The organism is Luteimonas soli (genome assembly GCF_042648865.1).
Taxonomy (GTDB): domain Bacteria; phylum Pseudomonadota; class Gammaproteobacteria; order Xanthomonadales; family Xanthomonadaceae; genus Luteimonas; species Luteimonas soli.
Genome location: NZ_JBHRYA010000011.1, coordinates 24,911 through 45,929 on the forward strand (window position 1 = coordinate 24,911; position 21,019 = coordinate 45,929).

Below are 21,019 nucleotides of genomic sequence, written 5' to 3' on the forward strand. Positions count from 1 at the left end.
GCGCCAAGGCCGGCCGCGCAGTTTACCATTTGCGCATGAACCTCGATCCCTCCGCCGTCGGCCGCATCCGCGTCGTGCTGGTCGGCACCCAGCATCCGGGCAACATCGGCTCGGCCGCGCGGGCGCTCAAGACCATGGGGCTCGACCGGCTGGTGCTGGTCGCGCCGCAGCGTTTCCCGCACGCCGATGCCATCGCCATGGCCGCCGGCGCAGACGACGTGCTCGAATCCGCGCTGCGCGTGCAGACCCTGGCCGAAGCCGTGGCCGACTGCCGCCTGGTGCTGGGCTGCACCGCGCGCAGCCGGCGCGTGCCGCTGGAGGAACTGTCGCCGCGGGCGGCCGCCGCCCGGACGCGGGCCGCGGCGCTGGCGGGGACGGAAGTGGCGCTGGTGTTCGGCCGCGAGCGCACGGGCCTCGAGAACGACGAGTTGCAGCTGTGCCACGCGGCCGTGCACATTCCTGCCAACCCGGGCTACAGCTCGCTGAACCTGGCCGCCGCGGTGCAGGTACTGGCCTACGAGCTGCGGGTGGCGCTGTTGGACGAGGATGCCACCGCGCCGGCGCCCGGTGGGCACGGGCAGGCCGGACAGGTTGACCTGCCCGCCAGCCACGCCCAGATGGAGGGGTTGTTCTCGCAGCTGGCCCAGGCCCTGGACGACATCGACTTCCACAAGGGCCGGGCGCCGGATTCGGCGATGCGGAAGCTGCGACGGCTGTTCCTGCGCAGCGGCCTGGACGAACGCGAGGTGCGGCTGCTGCGCGGCATCCTCGCCGACGCCCAGCGCATGGCGCGACTGGCCGGGGAGCGGCGCTGAGCCGTGCCAGCCGGGCAGCCCATTGCGTGCTGCCAGACGGTATTTCGGCTAGGCTCGCAGGATTCCCGAATCCCGGCATGGCAACCTTGATCGACACGCTTGATCGCATGGGCAGGGCACTGGTCGTCGGCCTGCTCCTGCTGGCATTGCCATCGGGCGCGCTGGCCAACGACGACGACAACGTCCTGGTCCTGGGCCGCATCAGCGACAACCCGAAGGCGCATTACGAACAGCTCAAGCCGCTGCTCGACTACGTGGTGCCGCGGATGCGCGACGTGGGCATCACGGAAGGCCGGATCCTGATGGCCCGCGATGCGCAGCAGATGGCCAGCTACCTGCGCCGTGGCCGCGTCGACTGGGTCACCGAAACCGCGGGTACCGCGATGCAACTCCAGCAGCAGGCTGGTGCGGTCCCGATGCTGATCACCGAGCGCAACGGCGTGAACCGGTACCACTCGGTGTTCTTCGTCCGCAACGACAGCAACATCGGTTCGCTCGAAGACCTGCCCGGCCACAGCATCGCGTTCCAGAACAACGCCTCCACCAGCGCCTACTTCGTGCCGGCGACCGAACTGCTCGAACGCGGCCTGCCGATGGAGATCCTGCTCTCGCCGATGGACCGCCCGGCCGCCGGCTCGGTCGGCTACCTGTTCGCGCGGTCCGAGCTCAACATCTCGACCTGGGTGGACAAGCGCCTGGTCGATGCCGGCGTGATGAGCAACCTCGACTGGGACAACCCGCGGCGCATGCCGCCGGCCTACCGCGCCAGCATGAAGATCATCTACCAGACCGGCGACTACCCGCGCGCGGTGGAGATGGCCCGCGGCGACCTCGACGAGCGCGTGCGCGAACGCCTGCAGCAAGTGCTGGCCGAGGCCGCGGACGACCCCGACGCGCGCGAGCCGATGCTGCGCTTCTTCAAGACCACCCGCTTCCTGCCGGTCGACGAGCAGGCCCGGCAGGCGCTCGAGTCGCTGCGCGCGGGCATCGCGCGGGTCGGGAAAGAGATCGAATGAAGCTGCGCCACGGCCTGTATCCGCGCTTCCTGCTGCTTGCCGCGGGCGTGCTGGTGGTGGTGGCCGCGGTGGTCGGGGTGATGCTGCACCGGCAGGCGACGATGCAGCGCGACGTGGTCGCGCTCAGCCAGGAGTCGATCCACGGACTGCTGTTCAACCGGGTGCAGGAGCGTGGCGAGGCGGTGGCCGCCCAGCTCGCGGACTCGCTGGTCAACCCGTTGTACTACTTCGACCTCGATGCGATCGGCGTGGTGGTGCGCAACGTGCTGCGCCAGTCGGACGTGAGCTACGTCATCGTCTACGACAACGCCGGCGCGGTGATCCACGACGGTTCCAGCGACATTTCCACCTACGGCCAGGCGATGCAGGATCCGCTTGCCTACGAAGCGGTCGCCGCGCGCGACGTGCACGTGCAGGTGCAGATGAAGGAAAGCATCATGGACGTGTCCGCGCCGATCCGGATCGGCGACCAGCGCATCGGCGGCGTCCGCGTCGGCTATTCGCTCGACTCGGTCGTGGCCGAGCAGCACCGCGCGACCGAGGCGATGCAGGCGCGGATGGACGACATCGGCTACCACCACGCGCTGTGGATCATCCTGATGATGCTGGTGCTGGTGGCGATCGGGGTGCTGGTGAGCCTGGTCGTGCAGCGCTCGCTGGTGCGCCCGATCCGGCAGCTGGCCAACGCCGCGCGCGAGATCGAGGCGGGCAACTTCGCCGCCGAGGTGCCCGTGACCCCGCGCAACGACGAGGTCGGCGACCTGACCCGCGCGTTCTCGCGCATGGGCGACAGCATCGTGCGCCACGACCGCGACATCCGCCGCATGGCCTACACCGACGCGCTGACCGGGCTGTCGAACCGGCTGGCGTTCCGCGAATACCTCGACCAGCAGCTGATGCTGGTGCGCGGCGCGGCGCGGCAGATGGCGCTGCTGTTCGCCGACATCGACGATTTCAAGCGCGTCAACGACACCCTCGGCCACGACGCCGGCGACGAAGTGCTGGTGCAGTTCTCGAACCGCATCCGCGACGTGATCGAGCGCGAGAACGACGGCCATGCCACGCTTGCGCGCTTCGGCGGCGACGAGTTCGTGATCCTGCTGGAGCTGCCCGACGGCGGCAACGACGGCATCCGCGCGCGGGCCAGCAGGCTGGCCGGGGCGCTGGTCGCCGAACTGGGCCAGCCGATCCTGGTGCGCGGGCGGCAGGTGTTCCTGGGCACGTCGATCGGCATCACGCTGTTCCCGGACGACGCGTCCAACGCGGCGATGCTGATGAAGAACGGCGACATCGCCATGTACCAGGCCAAGGTCGCCGGCAAGAACTGCCACCGCTTCTACAGCCGCGCCATGGACCAGGCGGTCGAGCGCCGCGTGCACATGGAGCAGGACCTGCGCGGCGCCTGGGAGCGCGGCGAACTGAGCCTGGTCTACCAGCCGGTCTACCGGATGTCGGACAACAGGCTCGCGGGCGCCGAGGCGCTGCTGCGCTGGCAGCACCCCGAGCACGGCCCGATCGCGCCGTCGGTGTTCATCGACGTGGCCGAGCAGAGCGGCCTGATCGAGACCATCGGCCCGGCGGTGCTGCGCGCGGCGTGCGTGGACGCGATGCGCTGGACCGATGAACATCCCGGCGCCGGCGAACTGTTCGTATCGGTCAACGTGTCGCCGCGGCAGCTGCGCAACGGCGACCTGTCCGAACAGGTCGCGCAGGCGCTGGCCGACACGGGCCTCGTGCCCGAACGCCTGCACGTCGAACTCACCGAGACCGCGGTGATCGGCGACGAGATCCGCGCCAGCACCCTGCTCGGGCGCCTGCGCAACACCGGCGTGAAGGTCTGGCTGGACGACTTCGGCACCGGCTTCTCCGGCCTGAGCCACTTGCGCCGGGTGCCGATCGACGGCGTGAAGATCGACCGCAGCTTCGTCGCCGACGTCCTGCGCGACCCCGACGACCTCGCCCTGACCACCGCGATCATCGCGATGGCGCACTCGCTGGGCATCACCGTCGTCGCCGAGGGCGTGGAGAAGGAAGGCCAGTACGACATCCTGCGCGAACGCGGCTGCGACCTCGCGCAGGGCTACTGGCTCGGCCACCCGATGACGATGCGGGATTTCATGCAGCTGCTGGGTTGAGGCGCGGAGGATGGGGTTCCGGACCCCGTCGTCGGGGTTCCGGAGGCCGTCGATGGGGTCGCGAAGGCCATCGATGGGGTTCCGGACCCCATCACATGGGGTCGTCGAGGTCATCGCCGGGGTTCCGGAGGCGATTGTTGGGGCCGCGAAGGCCATCGACGGGGTTCCAGACCCCATCGTTGGGGTTGCGAAGGTCACCGATGGGGTTCCAGACCCCATCGTTGGGGTTGCGGAGGTCATCGACGGGGTCCCGGACCCCATCGGAGCGGCAAGGCCGGCCTCCGCCGACCCGGTGCCCCGGGCTATCCCAACCGGTCCAGCCACTCCGCCGCCGCGGCGGCCAGTGCGCCGCTGAGCACGCCGAATACCGCCACCGCCACCACTCCCAGGCCCCAGGCGACGACCATCAGCGCGCCGTCGCGTTCGAGCAGGGCCAGGGCGAACAGCAGCAGCAGGCCGCCGAAGATGTAGTTGGTGAACGGGATCGGCAGCGCCAGCAGCAGGCCGAGCAGGACCAGCAGCAGGCCGCTGAACATGCCGGCGACGCGGTGGTCGAGCAGCAGTGACAAGCGCGGCTTGACCAGGTGCTCCAGGCGCCGCAGCCAGGGCGAGAGCATCCGCTCGAAGCGCACCATGGCGTGGCGGTGCGGGCCGCGGCGGGCGATGAACTTCGGCAGCCACGGGGTGCGACGGCCGGCGAGCAGCTGCAGCCCGATCAGGATCGCCAGCGGGCCGCTGACCGCGCCGCCCACGCCCGGGATCGGAATGAAGGCCGGCAGCGTGGCCACGAACAGCAGCATGCCGAATGCGCGTTCGCCCAGGCCCGCGAACACGTCGCAGAAGTGGATCGTTTCGTCCGGGTCGCCGGCCGCGAGGAGGGCCAGCAGCGCGCGTGTCCCCGGCGGGCGAGGAGGGCTGTCGTCGTCGCCGGCCGGCCGGTCAGTCCGCATCGTGCGTGCTGGTCGCGGCGACCTGCTGCAGCAGCAGCTTGTCGATGCGCGGGCCGTCGAGGTCGATGATCTCGATCCGCCAGCCGTTCCACTCGAAATGCTCGCCGACGTTGGGGATGCGGCCGAACTGGGCGATGATCATGCCCGCGGCGGTGTGGTATTCGTGCTCGTCCTCCAGCGGCAGGACGCCGGTGCCGAGCAGTTCGCGCAGGTTGTCCACCGTCAGGCTGCCGTCGACCAGCAGCGAGCCGTCATCGCGAGCGACCACCAGCGCGGCCGCGTCGCCGCCGCCGCCCTGGGTGCGCCCGATCACCGCTTCGACCACGTCGTTGACCGTGACCAGGCCGGTGATGTCGCCGTACTCGTCGACCACCATCGCCAGCGACTGCTGGTCCTCGCGCAGGATCTCCAGCAGCTTCAGCGCCGGCGTCGATTCGGACACGAACAGGGCCGCGCGCAGGTCGCGGAACAGGTCCTGCTCGCGCTGGTCGAGGCGGTCGAGCAGCGACTTGACCTCGAGCACGCCCAGCACTTCCTCGTCGCCATCGCGGTAGACCGGATAGCGCGAGAACGGCGTGGCGCGCATCGTGGCCAGGTTCTCCTCGTAGCTCTCGGACGCGTCCAGCCAGGCGATGCGGGTGCGCGGCGTCATCAGGCTCTCGGCGTCACGGTCGCCCAGGCGCATCACCCGGTTCATCATGTTGCGCTCGTCGGCGTCGATCACGCCCTGCTCGTGGCTTTCGCTGACCAGCAGGCGGATCTCCTCCTCGGTGATGGCGTTGCGTGCGTCGTCCCTGATCCCGAGCAGGCGCAGCACCAGGCGGTTGATCGAGCCGAGGGTGAAGACCACCGGCTTGGCGGCGCGGGCCAGCATGTCGAGCGGGAGCGCCACGACGCTGGCGATCGCCTCGGCATTGGTCAGCGCCAGGCGCTTGGGGATCAGCTCGCCGAAGATCACCGACGCCGAGGTGATCAGGCCCACGGCCACCACCAGGCCGATGGTGTGCGCATACTCGCCCAGCACCGGCAGCGAGCCGCCGAACCATGCGGCGATCTTCGCGCCGATCGAATCGCCACCGAGCATGCCGGTCAGGATCGCGATCAGGGTGATTCCGATCTGCACCGTCGACAACAGGTTGTCCGGCTGCTCGGCCAGCGCCAGCGCCTTGCGCGCGCCGCGGCTGGTCTCGGACATCTGCTTGAGGCGGATCTTGCGAGAGGTCATCAGCGCCATCTCCGACATTGCGAAGAAGGCGTTGAGGAGGATCAGGGCGGCAACGACCAGCAGTTCGATCATGGCTGGCCCCTGCTGCGGACGCCATGGCGCCCGGCTACCGGGATACCGGCGCCGGAAGGCGGATTGGGCGGGGGAGGCGGTGGTTCGTCCATAGGGGCGCGCCGGGGGCGCGGCCGCATGATAGCAGGGGCGTCGCGGGGCCCCGGGCGGCCAGGCCATGCGGCGAGGGCACGCGAGGCGGGCGAAGCGCGGCGGGGCGGACACCGCACGGCTTCGGCTGGTGTCATTTTCCGGTCATAATTGCGCCTTCGCTTCGATCGCCAGCCCGCGAAGGGACCCCACCGATGTTCTCACTGCAGACGATCTTCGGCTCCGGCAAGCAGTTCTACGAACTGCTGGACGAGTCCGCCGACGCGGCTTACGAGGCCGCCAAGGCCCTCCACGCGATGTTGAAGGAAGCCGACCGGCAGCCGGCGCTGGACGCCTTCAAGCTGGCCCGGGTGCGCGAGCGCAGCGCCTCGGACAAGATCGGCAAGGCCCTGGTCGAGAGCTTCATGGTCCCGATCGAGCGCGAGGACATCGAGTCGCTGGGCTCGGCGCTGTACAAGATCCCCAAGCAGATCGAGAAGTTCGCCGACCGCTATTCGCTGGCCCTGCAGCACCTGGAACACATCGATTTCGCGCCGCGCGCGGCGATGCTCGAGCAGGCCGCCTCGGTGGTCGTGGAGATGATCCACGAGCTCAAGCACATGGACCTGGACCGCATGAGCGTGCTCAACGAGAAGCTGCGCTCGCTGGAGAACGAGGCCGACCGGCTGATGCTGGAGCTGTACCGCGACATCTACTCGGGCAAGCTCGACCACCTGCAGATGTTCCTGCTCAAGGAGTTCTTCGAGATCCTTGAAAAGGCCATCGACCGCTGCCGCGAGGCGGGCGTGGTGGCCTACCAGATCGTGCTCAAGAACAGCTGACACGGGGCCTGTCGCATGCTGACCCTCGTGCTGGTGGTGATCTTCGCCGCGCTCGTATTCGAGTTCATCAACGGCTTCCACGACACCGCCAACTCCATTGCCACCGTGGTGGCGACCAAGGTGCTCACGCCCGGGCAGGCGGTCATCCTGGCGGCGGTGATGAACCTGATCGGCGCGCTGACCGGTACCGCGGTGGCGATGACGATCGCCTCGGGCCTGGTCGATACCGACGTGGTCGCGGTCACCTCGCAGGTGATCCTGTGCGCACTGGGCGGCGGCATCATCTGGAACCTGATCACCTGGTGGAAGGGGCTGCCGTCGTCGTCGTCGCACGCGCTGATCGGCGGCCTGTGCGGCGCCGCGGTCTCTGCCGCGCACAACGACTGGAGCGCGCTGATCTGGTCCCAATCGCTCGGCGGCTGGACGGAAAACGGCGGCCTGCTGTGGAAGGTGGTGTTGCCGATGATCACCTCGCCGGCCGCCGGCTTCGGGCTCGGCATCGTGGTGATGCTGCTGCTGTGGGCGATCATCGCCGCGATGGTGCGCGCGGGCGGGGTGCTGCGGCGCCTGGCGCGGCCGCGCTGGGTCAATGCCTTCTTCGGCAAGGCGCAGCTGGTGTCGGCGGCCTACATGGGCTACGCGCACGGCCACAACGATGCGCAGAAGACCATGGGCATCATCGCCCTGACGCTGTTCGGCGCCGAAGCTTCCGGCGCGCTGGACGACCTGCCGGGCTGGGCCGCCTTCCTGCATCCCGCCAGCAGCGAGCAGGAAATCGCCGTCTGGATCGTGGTGACCTGCGCCGTGGTGATGGCGCTGGGCACGGCATCGGGCGGCTGGAAGATCATCAAGACGATGGGCCACAAGATGGTCAAGCTGCACCCGATCCACGGCTTCGCCGCGGAGACCAGCTCGGCCACCATCCTCACGCTCGCGGCCCACTTCGGCATGCCGGTGTCGACCACCCACAGCATCTCCACCGCGATCATGGGCGTGGGTTTCGCCAAGAACCCGCGCGCGCTGCGGCTGGGCGTGATCGAACGCATCGTGTGGGCCTGGATCCTGACGATCCCGGCCGCGGGCGGCGTCGCCTACGGACTGTTCATGCTGCTCGAGTTGATGGGCTGGGCGTAGCCCCGATCTACAGCAGGTCGCCCTCCGCCGACAGCGCGCGCTCCAAGCTGTCGCCCACGCCGCCGATCTCCAGCAGCAAGCGGTCGACCTCGGCCGCGGTCAGCGCGTCGTAGGGGCGGTTCTCGCACAGCTGCAGGTAGGGCACGCCGTCGAGCTCGTCGATGGCGAGGTAGCCGATCCGGCTCTGCCAGTTGAACGCCAGTGCGCGGCGGGCATCGATGCCGGTGATCGGCGCGATCACGGTATTCACGCGCAGGTAGTTGCGGCCGTCGTCGTCGTGCAGCTCGGACAGGAAGATCGCCTGGTGCCGGCGGCCGCCGTCGAGCGAGAGCTCCACGCACATCACGTAGGGGTCCTGCATGGTGACGCGGTAGTCGCCGGCGCTGATGTGGCGGCGGATCTGCTCGAAGTTCTGCATGGCGCTGTTTCCCGGTCGCGTATGGCCGCTATGCTAGCCCAATGGCCGACGCGTCCGCCGAGCAGCGCATCCTCGCCGCGATCCGCGCCGTGCCGCGCGGGCAGGTGGCCGGCTATGGCCACATCGCGCGCCGGGCGGGGCTGCCGGGCCGCGCGCGGCTGGTCGCGCGGATCCTGGGCGGCAACGAGGATCCGGACCTGCCCTGGCACCGCATCCTTCGCAGCGACGGTCGCATCGCCTTCCCGGAAGGCTCGCGCGGCTGGCGCGAGCAGTCGCAGCGGCTGCGGGCCGAGGGCGTGGTGGTCGAACGCGGCCGCGTGCGCATGCCGAAAGCCGACGCGACGCTGGACGAGATGATCTGGGGGCCGTAGGTCGGGGCTGCGCCCCCGACGGTCGCGCCGCACCCATCACCACGCTCCCCGAGGCGTAGGTCGGGATTACGCCCCCGACACCACACGTCGTCGATCCAGAGAACGACATGACCCACGCATCCCCGGTGTCGGGGGCGTAGCCCCGACCTACGGCGTTGCAGCGCCGGCCCCGGCCCTGCCGAGAGCGCCACTCCGGCCCACGCTTTATCATGTGCCGGCCGCACCAAGGATTCCGATGTTCACCAATCTCCCCCCCGTCACGAAGGCGCTGTTGATTATCAACGGCATCGTCTTCCTCCTGCAGATCATGCTGGGCGAGCGTGCCTACGCGATCTTCGAACTGTGGCCCTGGGTTCCTGGTGGCATAGATGCGCTTGGTGGCGGCCAAGCCTTCATGCCGTGGCAACTGCTGACCTACGGCTTCCTGCACGACCCGTCCAATTTCGCCCACTTGCTGTTCAACATGCTGGCCCTGCTGATGTTCGGCGCGCCGCTGGAATACACATGGGGCCAGCGGCGTTTCGTAACTTATTACCTAGTGTGCATCGCGGGTGCGGGGTTGTGCCAGCTGCTGGTCACGACCTGGATGATTTCGCAGGGACTGCCGGCCGGACGTACGCTGGGCGCGTCGGGCGGGGTGTTCGGCCTGCTGCTGGCCTACGGCATGCTGTTCCCGAACCAGCGGGTGATGCTGCTGATCCCGCCGATCCCGATGAAGGCGCGCACGCTGGTGATCATCTACGGCGCGATCGAGCTGCTGCTGGGCTTCACTGGCCTGCAGCCGGGCGTGGCGCACTTCGCGCACCTGGGCGGGATGCTGTTCGGCTGGCTGTTGATCAACTACTGGCGGGGGAAGCCGCCCTTCAGCCGCAGCGGGTCGCGGGTGCGGCGGTTCTAGGTAGGGCGGGTCTTGACCCGCCTGCTGTTCGGTGGAGATCAAAGACAAGAGCTTTCGCGCCGTGACGGCGCGAGCCACCTTTCTTTGCTTGTGCAAAGAAACCTGGCGCAAAGAAAGCACACCCCGCCTTCGCGCCCGGTGCTGCGCACCGGGTTCGCGGAGCCGGCGGGATTTTTCGAAGGGGCATCCTGCCCCTGCGAAAAACGCCGCACATCCCTGTGCGTCGCCCCCGTATCAAGTACGGGGCAGGCTCTTCGGGTCTTGACCCGCCATTGCCGCCCGGGCGCGGGTGATCATGGTGGGAGCGGCGGGTCAAGACCCGCCCTACAACGAAAACAGGCGCGGATATCCGCGCCTGTTTCGTGTCGCGACGATGATGCTTATCGCCAGATGCCGACCTGCTGCCCCGGCTTGGCCTGCATCGCGGTGCCGGCCTTGCAGCCGTAGGCTTCGCCGAAGGCGGGCAGGTTGACCAGGGGGCCGTTGGCGCGCCATTGGCCCGGGGCGTGCACGGCGACGGCGGCGCGGCGGGTGGCCTCTTCCTCGGTCATCTGCTGCGGCCACAGGCGGGCCCAGCCGTCGAAGAAGGCCTGCTTCGATTCCTCCGGCAGCTCCGGCTGCGAGGCCACGAGTGCGTCCCAGGCGAGTTCGACGCCGGCCAGGTCCGCGGCGTTCTCTTCCTGGGTCTGGTTGCCGTTGACCTTGACCTCGCGCAGGCCGGGGAAAGGGTAGGCCGAGTACTGCGCGACCAGCGGCGCGATGCGCAGGCTCCAGGCGGTGTCGTCGGCGGGCGTCCACCAGGTCTTGAGTTCGCCCGCCGCGTCGATGTACTTGCCCTTGGCATCGACGCTGCGGCCGAGTTCGTGGCCGACCAGCGCGCCGAAGCTGCCGTAGTGGCTGGCGGCGTTCTTCGTCATGTCCAGCACCGGCGGCTGCAGCACCGCGGCGCTGACGATGAGGCGGTTGTGGGCCATGTCGTAGGCCAGCGCCGGCTGCTGCGCCAGCACGTCCCAGCGGCGGGAAGCGTTGGCGTTGCCGATGCGCTTCATCTCCTCGCGATGGCGCCAGGTCGAGGCGATCAGCATGTTGCCGCCGAAGCTGCCGCGGCCCATCGGCTGCACGCTGTAGTCCAGGTCGCGCTTGGGCCGGCCGACCTCGATCTTCAGCTTCCCGAGCTTGGCACGGGCTTCGGCCTTGGCCGGTTCGCTCATCCACGTGCTGCGGTCGACCGCGGCCGAGAGGGCGTCGCGGACCTCGCCGGCGATCGACTCGGCGCGCGAGACGGTGGTGGCCGGCAGGTAGCGCGAGACGTATTCGCGCGCCAGCATCGGCCCGGCGGCGAGGTTGATCGCGTCGAGCACCAGCTGGTCGCGCGGCGGCTGGACGGTCTCGCCGCGCAGCACGCGGCCGCGGAACTCGAAGTCGGCGTCGCGGAAGCTCTTCGACAGGTACGGCGCCATCGCGTTGCCGACGTGGAAGCGCAGGTAGGCCTTCCACTGGTCCGGCTTGATCTTGTCGACCATGGCGTCGAGTTCGGTGAACAGCGCCGGGTTGGCCAGCGACACCACGTCGTCCTTGACGGCCTGCGCGGCGAGGAAATCGTCGAGCTGCAGGTGCCGGTACGACTTGCCGAGCGTGGCCGTTTCGACCAGCGCGTAGTTGTTGCGCGGGTCGCGCATCAGCGACAGCGGCCGCGAGGCGTTGGCGATGCGCGTCTCGATGTCGATCACCTGCTGCGCCTGCGCCGCGGCCTTGTCCACCGGCGTGCCGGTGAGCACGAGGATCTTTTCGACGTAGTCCTTGTAGCGGCCGAGCAGGGCCTGGGTGTCGGGGTCGGCGCGGGTGTAGTAGGTGGGGTCGGTCAGGCCGAGCCCGCCCTGGGTGAAGTAGCCGATGTGGCGGTCGAGGTTGGCCAGGTCCACGTCGGGCGTGAACTGGAACAGCACCGGGATGCCGACCTGGTGCAGCGCCGCGATCGCCGGCGGGATGTCCTTGTCGCGGCGGATGCCGTCGATGCGCGAGAGCAACGGGGCGATCGGCTGCGCGCCGTCGGCCTCCACCGCGGCCACGTCCAGGCCGCTGGCCCAGAAGTCGCCGAGCAGCTTCTGCACGTGGTTCTGCGGTGCCTGCATCGCCGAGTCGAGCAGGTCGCGCTGCTGCTGCTGGGCAAGGTCGCGCAGCTGGCCAAGGACCGAAACCGAGCCGGTGCCCTCGACGATGACGTTGGCTGCCAGCCAGTCCTTGTTGGTGAAGGTGTAGAAGTCGGTGCAGGCGGTGACCGTGGGCTGGGCCTTCTTCTTCTTCTTCGCCGCGTCGGCGTCCTGCGGCAGGCCGGCGGCCAGGACCACGGCCAGGGCGAGGACGGAATACCTGAGGCAGGCGGGGCGCGCGTTGGGCATTGCGGGTACCGGTCGATGGAGTCGGGCGAGTTTAACAAGCCGCCCGGGCGTCTCTCTGAACACCCCGTCGAAAAAAGAAGGCCCGCACGGGGCGGGCCTCCTGCCGGGGGTATCGAGGACCGGTTACCAGATCCGGACCCGCTGGTCGTCCGGCCGCACCATCGGGTCGCCGGCCTTGCAGCCGAACGCCTCGGCGAACGCCGGCATGTTCGACGGCGCGCCGATCGCGCGGAACTTCGCCGGCGCGTGCGGATCGGTGTTGAGCAGCACCAGCTGCGCCTTGTCGCGGATGTTGCCGCGCCAGACCCGCGCCCAGCTCAGGAAGAAACGCTGGTCGCGCGACAGGCCGTCGATCATCGGGTCGGGCTTGTCGCCGTCGGCCGCCTGCAGCGCGTCGTAGGCGAAGCTCAGGCCACCCAGGTCGCCGATGTTCTCGCCCAGCGTCAACCGGCCGTTGACGTGCTTGTCGGGGTGGCTGGCCAGCGGTGCGTAACCGTCGAACTGGGCGACCAGCTTGTCGGCACGCGCCTCGAACCGCGCGCGGTCTTCCTTCGTCCACCAGTTGACGTTGTTGCCGGCGCCGTCGAACTGGCTGCCCTTGTCGTCGAAGCCGTGCCCGGCCTCGTGGCCGATCACCGCGCCGATGCCGCCGTAGTTGATCGCGTCGTCGCCGTCGGCGTAGAAGAACGGCGGCTGCAGGATCGCGGCGGGGAAGTTGATCGTGTTGGTGCCGGAGCTGTAGTAGGCGTTCACCGTCTGCGGCGTCATGTGCCACTCGTAGCGGTCGGTGGGCTTGCCGATCTTGTCGAGGTCGTAGCGCTCGTTGAAGGCATTGGCCGCGCGCACGTTGGCGAAGTAGTCGTCGGGCACGATTTCCAGCCCGCCCCAGCCGCGCCACTTGTCCGGGTAGCCGATCTTGGGCAGGAAGGTGCTCCACTTCTCCAGCGCACGGGCCTTGGTCTCGTCGCTCATCCATGCCAGGTGCTCGATGCGCGCCTTGAGCGCGTTGCGCACGTTGTCGACCAGTTCCTGCGCGCGCGCCTTGGCCGCGGGCGGGAAGTACTCCTTCACATACAGCTGGCCCAGTGCCTGGCCCATGCCGCCGTTGACCGTATCGAGCACGCGCTTCCAGCGCGCACGCTGCTCGGGCTGGCCGTTGAGGGTCTTGCCATAGAAGGCGAAGTTTTCGTCCTGGAACGGCTTCGACAGGTATTCGGAGGCGTCGTCGATGGTGTGGAAGGCGAGGTAATCGCGCCACTGCTCCGCCGGGACGTCCGCGAGCATGGCGTCGAACTCGGCAAAGAACTTTGGCTGCGACAGCGAGAAGCCGTCGCCCACCGGCACGTCGATGGCCTTGAAGAACGCGGCCCAGTCCAGGTGCGGCGTGACCTTGTTGGCTTCGTCAATGGACATGAAGTGGTACTGGTTCTTCGGGTCGCGCAGTTCGACGCGCGACAGCGAGGCCTGCGCCAGCCGGGTCTCGAAGGCGAGGATGCCGTCGGCCTTGGCCTTCGCTTCGTCCGCCGGCACGCCGGTGAGTTCGAACACCCTGGCGATGTGGGCCAGGTAAGCGCTGCGGATGTCCTTGTACTCGTCCTTGGCGTAGTAGTCCGGCGTCGGCAGGCCGAGGCCGCCCTGCCTTGCGAACGCGATCTGCCGCGACGCGTCCTGGAAATCGGAGCCGGAGCCGAAGCGGAAGCCCTGGCCTTCGCCCTTCGCGAAGGCGTCGCCAAGCCAGGCGACGATGGCGGCGGTGTCGTCGAGCTTCGCGATCGCGTCGAGGTCGGGCTTGATCGGGTCGAAGCCGGCGGCGTCGATCGCCGCCTCGTCCATGCCCGAACGGTACAGCCAGCCGATCTTCTGTTCGATCGAGCCGGTCTTCGCCGCGTCCGCGCCGGCGTCCGCCGCCTCGACGATGCCGCGCTGCGCCTGCAGGCTCTGTTCGCGCAGCTGGTCGAACGCGCCCCAGCGAGTGCGGTCGGCGGGGATCGGGTTGGCCGCGATCCACTTGCCGTTGGCGTAGGCGTTGAAGTCCTTGCAGGCGGAGATGGACGGGTCAAGGTCGCCCACGTCGTACACGGGGGCGGGCGCGGCAACCGGCTGCGCGGCGTGCAGCGATGCCTGCGGTGCGGCCAGTACGAGTGCGGTGGCGAGGGCGAGTGGCTTGAGCGCGGATGCGGGCATGGTGTTCTCCTTGCGTGTTGCGGACTTGGAAGCGGGAGGATGTCGTGGCCGGAATGAAAACGGCCGTCGTGGCGAACCCCGACGGCCGTTCGTGCAGCGGTTGCACGGCGCGCGGCTCAGCCGCGCGTGGCGTGCATCACCAGATCACCACCGCGCCCCCGCGGCACTCGCACACCCGGTTGTCGAACGCGCCGCAGCGCGCCGGGATAGTGAAGTGCCGGGGACGCTTTGCCGTCACCAGATCACGACCTTTTCGTCGTCGCCCCGCACCATCGCGTCGCCGGCCTTGCAGCCGAACGCTTCCGCGAATGCGGGCATGTTCGACGGCGCGCCGATCGCGCGGAAGTTGGCCGGCGCGTGCGGGTCGGTGGTCAGGCGCACCTTCAGCTCGTCGGGCGTGAAGTTGCGGCGCCACACCGTGGCCCAGTTGAGGAAGAAGCGCTGGTCGCGGGTCAGGCCGTCGGTCTTCGGGTCTTCCTTGCCTTCGGTCGCGGCCTTCATCGCGTCATAGGCGGTGCTCAGGCCGCCCAGGTCGGCGATGTTCTCGCCCAGCGTCAGCTTGCCGTTGACCTTGCCGCCGGCCTCGGTGGTGTAGCCGTTGAACTGGTCGACCAGCTTGCCGGTGCGCGCGGCGAAACCCTTGGCGTCGGCGTCGGTCCACCAGTTCTCGAAGTTGCCGGTCGGCCCGAAGCGCGCGCCCTGGTCGTCGTAGCCGTGGGTCATCTCGTGGCCGATCACCGCGCCGATGCCGCCGTAGTTGGTGGCGTCGTCGGCGTCCGGGTCGAAGAACGGCGGCTGCAGGATGGCGGCCGGGAACACGATCTCGTTCTGCAGCGGGTTGTAGTAGGCGTTGACCGTCTGCGGCGTCATGCCCCACTCGGTCTTGTCGACCGGCTTGCCGATCTTCGACAGGTTCCACTTGTAGTTGAACTCGTTGGCCGCAAGCACGTTGCCGATGTAACTGTCGCGGTTGGTCGCCAGGCCCGACCAGTCGCGCCACTTGTCGGGGTAGCCGATCTTGGGCGTGAAGGTCTCCCACTTGGCGATGGCCTTCTTCTTGGTCTCGTCGCTCATCCACTCGAGCTTCTCGATGCGGGCCTTGAGCGCGACGCCGAGGTTCTTGACCAGGGTTTCCATCTTGGCCTTGGACTCGGGCGAGAACGCGACCTTGACGTACATCTGGCCGAACGCCTCGCCGGCGTTGGATTCGATCGTGGACAGCACGCGCTTCCAGCGCGGCTTGATCTCCGCCTGGCCGCGCAGCGCCTTGCCGTAGAAGTTGTAGTTCTCCTGCACGAAGGCATCGCTCAGGTACGGCGCGGCGCCGTCGACGGTGTGGAAGCGCAGGTAGGCCTGCCAGGTGGCCGGCGCGGTGTCGGCCAGCATCTTGCTCCACTCCTCCTGGAAGGCGGGGATCGCGAGCGAGAACTTCTCCTGTGGCGCGACGCCCTGCGACTCGAAGAACTTCGTCCACGAGAAGTTCGGCGTCAGCTTGTCGGCCTCTTCCATGGTGACCGGGTTGTAGAACAGCGACACGTCGCGCGACATCTCCTCGCTCGACTTCGACACCTTGGCCAGGCGGGTCTCGAACGCGATCACGGACTTCGCCTGTTCGGCGGCATCGGCGGCCGGTACGCCGGACAGTTCCAGCACCTTGGCCACGTGCTGTTCGTAGGCGTCGAGCTTGGCCTTCTTGTCGGCGTCGAAGTAGTAGCCCTTGTCGGGAAGGCCCAGGCCGCCCTGCATGGCGTAGGCCATGTTCATCGCCGAATCCTTGAAGTCGGCCTCGGCGCCGAAGCCGAACAGGAAATTCTCGCCCTTGGCCGCGGTCGCGCGCAGGTAGTCGGCGATGGCGTCCGCGCTGTCGAGCTTCGCGATCGCGTCCAGGCGGTCCTGGATCGGCGCGATGCCCTGCGCGTTGATTGCGGCCTCGTCCATGCCGGTGGCCCAGAAGTCGCCGACGATCTTCTCCACGCCGGTGGCGTCGGCGTCGGCTGCGGCCTGCTCGGCGAGCTGGTGCTGCACGCCGACCGAACGCTCATCGAGCATCTCGAACGCGCCCCAGCTGGTGCGGTCGCCTGGCACCGGGTTGGCGGCCAGCCACTTGCCGTTGGCGTAGGCGTTGAGGTCGGTGCAGGCGTTCTTGCTGTCGTCGATGTCGGCGAACTGGAAGCGGTTGACCGGCGGCAGCTTGCTCTCGTCCAGGGTCAGCGCCGGAGTTTCGTTCGGGGTGTCGGCGTTGGCGTCGGTTGCGGCGGCGTTGTCGGCCTTGTCGCCGGTGCATGCGGACAGCGCCAGCGCCACGGCCAGCGAAAGGAGCAGGGCTTGCGGTTTTCTCACGGTCACTTGGATCTCCGGGCCCGTCAGGGCATTGGATGGAAAGAAGCATGCCGGCCCGCCGGACGGTTCCGGGCATCAGGGCACGATACCCCCGCGTCCGGCGGGTCGGGGGTGTCGAAGGTCATGGCGCCGGCGGGGCGTCGCCGGCCGCCGGGGCGGGCGGCTGGTCGGCGTTCAGCGAGCGGCTCTCGCGCCGCGGCGGGGTGAATGGGGTGGGCCGGGGGCCGTTGCCGATCAGCATTCCGGCCCCTGCGCGCAGGTCGCCGGACGCGGCCATCTCCAGTTCGAAGCGCTCGGCGTCGCGGCGCCGGATCTCGGTCGCGATCATGTCGGCGTCCTCCTGGGGGATGCCCATGGCCTGCAGCGCCGCCTTGCCGAACTCCACCGCCGACTCGAAGGTCTCGCGGATCTGGTAGTCCACCCCGGCGGCGATCAGCTGCAGCGAGTGCTCGCGGTCGTAGGAGCGCACCAGCAGCTTCGCGTGCGGGAATTCGTGCGTGGCCAGTTCGACGATCCGGTCCGCGGCCGCGCGGTCGTCCACGCACACCGCGATCACCCGCGCCACGCCGCCGCCGGAGGCGTGCAGGACGTCCAGCCGGGTACCGTCGCCGTAGTAGATCTTGAAGCCGAAATCCGCGGCGCTGCGGATCATCTCGATGTCGTTGTCGATGATGGTCACGTCCACGTCCCGCGCCAGCAGCGACTGGCTCATGACCTGGCCGAAGCGGCCGAAGCCGATGATCAGCACGCTGCCGGTGCGGTCGTGCACTTCCTCGATGCCGTCCATCGATGCCTGCGCCTCGCGCGCGAAGCGCCGTAGCGCCAGCATGCACAGCGGCGTGAGCACCATCGACAGCACCACGATCGCGGTGGCGTTCGCGTCGGCGCGCGCGTCGATCACGCCGGACGCGCCGGCGGCGGCGAACAGCACGAAGGCGAACTCGCCGCCCTGCGCCATCAGTACCGCACGGTCCATCGCCTCGGCGTGCGGGCTGCGCAGCACGCGCGCGACGGCATAGATGCACAGCGCCTTGGCGGCCATCAGCGCCAGCACGCCGGCGACCACCAGCGGCCAGTTCTCGGCGACCACCGACAGGTCCAGCGCCATGCCCACGCCGAGGAAGAACAGCCCCAGCAGGATGCCGCGGAACGGCTCGATGTCCGCCTCGATCTGGTGCCGGAACGTCGATTCGGACAGCAGCACGCCGGCCAGGAACGCGCCCATCGCCATCGACAGCCCGCCCAGCTGCATCAGCAGTGCGGCGCCCAGCACCACCAGCAGCGCGGCGGCGGTCATCACCTCGCGCGCGCCGGCGGCGGCGAGGATGCGGAACATCGGGTTGAGCAGGTAGATGCCGGCGACGATCAGCCCGGCCAGCGCGCCGACCGCGACCGCGATGTCGGCCAGCCGCGCGCCCACGCCGCCTTCGGCCGCCTGCGGCGACATGAACGCCACCAGCGCCAGCAGCGGCACGATCAGCAGGTCCTCGAACAGCAGGATCGACACGATCTTCTGCCCGCGCGGCTGGGTGATGTCGCCGCGCTCGTCGAGCAGCTGCATCACGATCGCGGTGGACGTGAGCACGAAGCCGGCGCCGAGGATGAACGCCGACGGCCACGCCAGCCCCAGCAGCCGTCCGACCAGGGTCAACGCGAGCGTGCAGGTGGCGATCTGCAGCGAGCCCAGGCCGAAGATCTGCCGACGCAGGCTCCACAGGTGCGAGGGCCGCATTTCCAGGCCGATCACGAACAGGAACATCACCACGCCCAGCTCGGCGACGTGCAGGATTGCCTGCGGATCGGAAAACCAGCCCAGGCCGAACGGCCCGATCGCCAGTCCCGCGGCGAGGTAACCCAGTACCGAACCCAGGCCCAGTCGCCGGAACAGTGGCACTACCACCACCGCCGAGCCCAGCAGGGCGACCACGCGGACCAGTTGCCCGGCATCGAATTCGGCGGACATGGGCGTTCTCCGGTGGGCGGCGCGCCAATATAACCGGCGCCGGCCCGGCATCCGTGCGGCGCGCCAACACCGGATGCTCACCCGGCGCCTGCGATGCTGCACCGGATCGCACCGCAGCGAGGAGGCGTGGGATGGCGAGACTGGCCGTGCTGGTGAACATCGAGGCGAAGTCGGGCAAGGAGGCCGAGGTCGAGGCGCTGCTGCTCGGCGCGCTGCCGCTCGGCGCGCTGCCGCTGGCGCGGGCAGAGGCGGGTACGCGCAGCTGGTACGCGTTCAAGTCCGGGCCGTCGACGTTCGGCATCTTCGACACCTTCGACAGCGAGGCAGGGCCGCATGCACACCTGGAAGGCGAGGTGGCCAGGCTGCTGCTGGAACGGACCGAGGAGCTGCTGGCGCGCCCGCCGCAGGTCACCAGCGTCGACCTGCTGGCGGCCAAGTGACCCGCGCGGCGCCTGCGCGCGGCTGAACGGCCGCCCGCGCCGGCTGGCGACGGCACCCGCATTCACGTAGACTCCCCCGGTCCTGCAACACGGCTGCCGCTGCCCCGGATCGATTCCCGGGCAGTTACGATCCTGGTACGCCTGCCGCGACGGCCGAGCAGTCGGCTCCCCGCGGCCTTATCCCGCACGTCCTTCGTCGCGCAGGCACGGTCCGGAGCATCCGGCAACCGTCAAACCCTTGCCCGCGGCGCGGTTACGGATAGCTCCGGGCAAACCATCGATCCTCCCGACGGGAGCCCGCGCGCCATGCGCGGACTCGTTGCCGGCGGGCGTCGATTCCAGGAGCAAGAAACCAATGACGTTCGAAACACTCGGGCTTTCGCCCGCACTGCTGCGCGCGCTGTCCGAAAACGGCTACAACGCGCCGACCCCGATCCAGCTCGAAGCCATCCCGCTGGCGCTCGCCGGCCACGACCTGCTCGGCGGCGCCCAGACCGGCACCGGCAAGACCGCCGCGTTCGGCCTGCCCCTGCTGCAGCGGCTGTCGAAGTTGACCCCGCCCAACGGCTCGCGCAAGCCGCGCGCGCTGGTGCTGGTGCCCACGCGCGAGCTCGCGGTGCAGGTCGCCGACAGCATCAAGACCTACGGCCGCCACCTGCGCATGAACGTGACCACCATCTTCGGTGGCGCCGGCATGGGCCCGCAGGTCGACAACCTGCGTCGCGGCGTCGACATCCTCGTCGCCACCCCCGGCCGCCTGATCGACCACCTCGAGCGCGGCAGCGCCAAGCTCGACGCGATCGAGGTGCTGGTGCTCGACGAAGCCGACCGCATGCTCGACATGGGCTTCCTGCCGGCGATCAAGCGCATCGTCAACCGCGTGCCGAAGGAGCGCCAGACGCTGCTGTTCTCGGCCACGTTCGAGGCGCGGATCAAGGCGCTGGCGATGGAGTTCATGCGCAACCCGCAGCAGGTGCAGGTGGCGGCGAACAACACCATCGCCGAAACCATCGTGCACCGCGCGCATCCGGTCGACGGCTCGCGCAAGCGCGACCTGCTGATCGACATCCTCACCCGTCGCCACACCGACCAGGTGCTGGTGTTCGGCAAGACCAAGCACGGCTGCAACCGCCTGGCCGAACAGCTGGAAACCGCCGGCCTGCGCGCCGTCGCGATCCACGGCAACAAGAGCCAGGCGCAGCGGCAGAAGGCGTTGAACCTGTTCAAGGCCGGCAAGGCGCGCGTGCTGGTGGCCACCGACGTCGCCGCGCGCGGCCTCGACATCCCCGACCTGCCGCTGGTGATCAACCACGACCTGCCGATGGTCGCCGAGGATTACGTGCACCGCATCGGCCGCACCGGCCGCAACGGCGCCACGGGCGAGGCGCTGTCGCTGGTGTCGCCGGAAGAAGGCGGGCTGCTGCGGCAGATCCAGCGCATGCTCAAGGCCGAGATCGTGATGGACACCGTCGACGGTTTCGCGCCGAGCAAGCCGATCCGCCTGGATGCACCGATCCCGAAGAACGGCGGCGGCCAGCGCCAGGGTGGCCAGCGTCCGCCGGGCAAGCCCGCGCACCGCGCGCACGGCAAGCCGGGCGCGCGCAACGGTGCCCCGGGCCACGCCGGCCCGAAGCGCAAGAGCGGGCAGGGCGCGTATGCCGGGCGTCGCGGTACGCGCGTCGGCTGACGGTTGCGCTCGCAGCATGAAAAAGGGCCGGCAATGCCGGCCCTTTTTCGTGCATGAGGTT

16 protein-coding genes are annotated in these 21,019 nt (G+C 69.1%); 9 read left to right on the forward strand and 7 right to left on the reverse strand.

Annotated elements, in window-relative coordinates:
* The first annotated feature begins 35 nt into the window (after positions 1-35).
* The 3 genes from ACFONC_RS14375 (at position 36) to ACFONC_RS14385 (ending at position 3,966) form a co-directional block, all read left to right on the forward strand.
* The gene (locus ACFONC_RS14375; RefSeq protein WP_386745212.1) at positions 36-815 is read left to right on the forward strand and encodes an RNA methyltransferase; all 780 of its coding nucleotides are present in this window, start codon (positions 36-38) and stop codon (positions 813-815) included.
* A gap of 77 nt (positions 816-892) precedes the next feature.
* Entirely contained in the window at positions 893-1,831 is a 939-nt protein-coding gene (locus tag ACFONC_RS14380) for a phosphate/phosphite/phosphonate ABC transporter substrate-binding protein (protein WP_386745214.1), read from the forward strand.
* Complete coding sequence (locus ACFONC_RS14385; protein WP_386745215.1) at positions 1,828-3,966, forward strand: putative bifunctional diguanylate cyclase/phosphodiesterase; 2,139 nt, start codon at positions 1,828-1,830, stop codon at positions 3,964-3,966. Before ACFONC_RS14380 ends, ACFONC_RS14385 begins: the two co-directional genes overlap by 4 nt.
* Before the next feature lie 302 nt (positions 3,967-4,268).
* Here ACFONC_RS14385 and ACFONC_RS14390 read toward each other — a convergent pair whose 3' ends face one another.
* Both ACFONC_RS14390 and ACFONC_RS14395 read right to left on the reverse strand, forming a co-directional pair.
* The gene (locus tag ACFONC_RS14390) at positions 4,269-4,916 is read right to left on the reverse strand and encodes an exopolysaccharide biosynthesis protein (protein ID WP_386745216.1); all 648 of its coding nucleotides are present in this window, start codon (positions 4,914-4,916) and stop codon (positions 4,269-4,271) included.
* Positions 4,906-6,213, reverse strand: coding sequence for a hemolysin family protein (locus ACFONC_RS14395; protein ID WP_386745218.1), 1,308 nt, complete (start codon positions 6,211-6,213; stop codon positions 4,906-4,908). Before ACFONC_RS14395 ends, ACFONC_RS14390 begins: the two co-directional genes overlap by 11 nt.
* A 284-nt stretch (positions 6,214-6,497) precedes the next feature.
* Between ACFONC_RS14395 and ACFONC_RS14400 the strand changes: the two genes are divergently transcribed.
* Positions 6,498-7,124 carry a DUF47 domain-containing protein gene (locus ACFONC_RS14400; RefSeq protein WP_386745219.1) on the forward strand — a complete coding sequence of 209 codons (627 nt, stop codon included), beginning with the start codon at positions 6,498-6,500 and terminating at the stop codon, positions 7,122-7,124.
* Between the two features lie 15 nt (positions 7,125-7,139).
* Complete coding sequence (locus ACFONC_RS14405) at positions 7,140-8,258, forward strand: inorganic phosphate transporter (RefSeq protein ID WP_386745221.1); 1,119 nt, start codon at positions 7,140-7,142, stop codon at positions 8,256-8,258.
* A 7-nt stretch (positions 8,259-8,265) separates the two neighbouring features.
* Here ACFONC_RS14405 and ACFONC_RS14410 read toward each other — a convergent pair whose 3' ends face one another.
* Positions 8,266-8,676: a hypothetical protein gene (locus tag ACFONC_RS14410; RefSeq protein ID WP_386745223.1), complete on the reverse strand. Its 411-nt coding sequence runs from the start codon at positions 8,674-8,676 to the stop codon at positions 8,266-8,268.
* A 41-nt stretch (positions 8,677-8,717) separates the two neighbouring features.
* Between ACFONC_RS14410 and ACFONC_RS14415 the strand changes: the two genes are divergently transcribed.
* Positions 8,718-9,047 (forward strand): MGMT family protein, encoded by a 330-nt coding sequence (locus tag ACFONC_RS14415; protein ID WP_386745224.1) that lies wholly within the window; start codon positions 8,718-8,720, stop codon positions 9,045-9,047.
* Positions 9,048-9,282: 235 nt separating this feature from the next.
* Positions 9,283-9,945, forward strand: coding sequence for a rhomboid family intramembrane serine protease (locus tag ACFONC_RS14420; protein WP_386745226.1), 663 nt, complete (start codon positions 9,283-9,285; stop codon positions 9,943-9,945).
* Between the two features lie 380 nt (positions 9,946-10,325).
* Here the strand turns inward: ACFONC_RS14420 and ACFONC_RS14425 are convergent, their stop codons facing one another.
* The 4 genes from ACFONC_RS14425 to ACFONC_RS14440 all read right to left on the reverse strand — a co-directional run bounded on the left by ACFONC_RS14425 (position 10,326) and on the right by ACFONC_RS14440 (position 18,831).
* Complete coding sequence (locus tag ACFONC_RS14425) at positions 10,326-12,344, reverse strand: M13 family metallopeptidase (RefSeq protein WP_386745228.1); 2,019 nt, start codon at positions 12,342-12,344, stop codon at positions 10,326-10,328.
* Positions 12,345-12,467: 123 nt separating this feature from the next.
* A complete protein-coding gene (locus ACFONC_RS14430) occupies positions 12,468-14,528 on the reverse strand; it encodes a M13 family metallopeptidase (protein ID WP_386745230.1) in 2,061 nt (686 codons plus the stop codon).
* 234 nt (positions 14,529-14,762) lie between these two features.
* Positions 14,763-16,850: a M13 family metallopeptidase gene (locus ACFONC_RS14435; protein ID WP_386745283.1), complete on the reverse strand. Its 2,088-nt coding sequence runs from the start codon at positions 16,848-16,850 to the stop codon at positions 14,763-14,765.
* 139 nt (positions 16,851-16,989) lie between these two features.
* Complete coding sequence (locus ACFONC_RS14440; RefSeq protein WP_386745231.1) at positions 16,990-18,831, reverse strand: monovalent cation:proton antiporter-2 (CPA2) family protein; 1,842 nt, start codon at positions 18,829-18,831, stop codon at positions 16,990-16,992.
* 131 nt (positions 18,832-18,962) lie between these two features.
* On the opposite strand from ACFONC_RS14440, the gene ACFONC_RS14445 reads away from it, so the two are divergent.
* Together ACFONC_RS14445 and ACFONC_RS14450 are read left to right on the forward strand one after the other, a co-directional pair.
* On the forward strand, positions 18,963-19,271 hold the full coding sequence (locus ACFONC_RS14445; protein WP_386745233.1) for a putative quinol monooxygenase: 309 nt from the start codon (positions 18,963-18,965) through the stop codon (positions 19,269-19,271).
* Between the two features lie 355 nt (positions 19,272-19,626).
* Complete coding sequence (locus tag ACFONC_RS14450) at positions 19,627-20,958, forward strand: DEAD/DEAH box helicase (RefSeq protein WP_386745235.1); 1,332 nt, start codon at positions 19,627-19,629, stop codon at positions 20,956-20,958.
* The last annotated feature ends 61 nt before the right edge of the window (positions 20,959-21,019 follow it).

What these genes read in the sequence shown, in the direction of transcription:
- ACFONC_RS14380 (WP_386745214.1), top strand. Translation starts at nt 893, where the DNA reads ATGGCAACCTTGATCGACACGCTTGATCGCATGGGCAGGGCACTGGTC.
- ACFONC_RS14425 (WP_386745228.1), bottom strand. Translation starts at nt 12,344, where the DNA reads ATGCCCAACGCGCGCCCCGCCTGCCTCAGGTATTCCGTCCTCGCCCTG.
- ACFONC_RS14415 (WP_386745224.1), top strand. Translation starts at nt 8,718, where the DNA reads ATGGCCGACGCGTCCGCCGAGCAGCGCATCCTCGCCGCGATCCGCGCC.
- ACFONC_RS14390 (WP_386745216.1), bottom strand. Translation starts at nt 4,916, where the DNA reads ATGCGGACTGACCGGCCGGCCGGCGACGACGACAGCCCTCCTCGCCCG.
- ACFONC_RS14395 (WP_386745218.1), bottom strand. Translation starts at nt 6,213, where the DNA reads ATGATCGAACTGCTGGTCGTTGCCGCCCTGATCCTCCTCAACGCCTTC.
- ACFONC_RS14450 (WP_386745235.1), top strand. Translation starts at nt 19,627, where the DNA reads ATGACGTTCGAAACACTCGGGCTTTCGCCCGCACTGCTGCGCGCGCTG.
- ACFONC_RS14440 (WP_386745231.1), bottom strand. Translation starts at nt 18,831, where the DNA reads ATGTCCGCCGAATTCGATGCCGGGCAACTGGTCCGCGTGGTCGCCCTG.
- ACFONC_RS14420 (WP_386745226.1), top strand. Translation starts at nt 9,283, where the DNA reads ATGTTCACCAATCTCCCCCCCGTCACGAAGGCGCTGTTGATTATCAAC.
- ACFONC_RS14405 (WP_386745221.1), top strand. Translation starts at nt 7,140, where the DNA reads ATGCTGACCCTCGTGCTGGTGGTGATCTTCGCCGCGCTCGTATTCGAG.
- ACFONC_RS14375 (WP_386745212.1), top strand. Translation starts at nt 36, where the DNA reads ATGAACCTCGATCCCTCCGCCGTCGGCCGCATCCGCGTCGTGCTGGTC.
- ACFONC_RS14445 (WP_386745233.1), top strand. Translation starts at nt 18,963, where the DNA reads ATGGCGAGACTGGCCGTGCTGGTGAACATCGAGGCGAAGTCGGGCAAG.
- ACFONC_RS14410 (WP_386745223.1), bottom strand. Translation starts at nt 8,676, where the DNA reads ATGCAGAACTTCGAGCAGATCCGCCGCCACATCAGCGCCGGCGACTAC.
- ACFONC_RS14430 (WP_386745230.1), bottom strand. Translation starts at nt 14,528, where the DNA reads ATGCCCGCATCCGCGCTCAAGCCACTCGCCCTCGCCACCGCACTCGTA.
- ACFONC_RS14400 (WP_386745219.1), top strand. Translation starts at nt 6,498, where the DNA reads ATGTTCTCACTGCAGACGATCTTCGGCTCCGGCAAGCAGTTCTACGAA.
- ACFONC_RS14385 (WP_386745215.1), top strand. Translation starts at nt 1,828, where the DNA reads ATGAAGCTGCGCCACGGCCTGTATCCGCGCTTCCTGCTGCTTGCCGCG.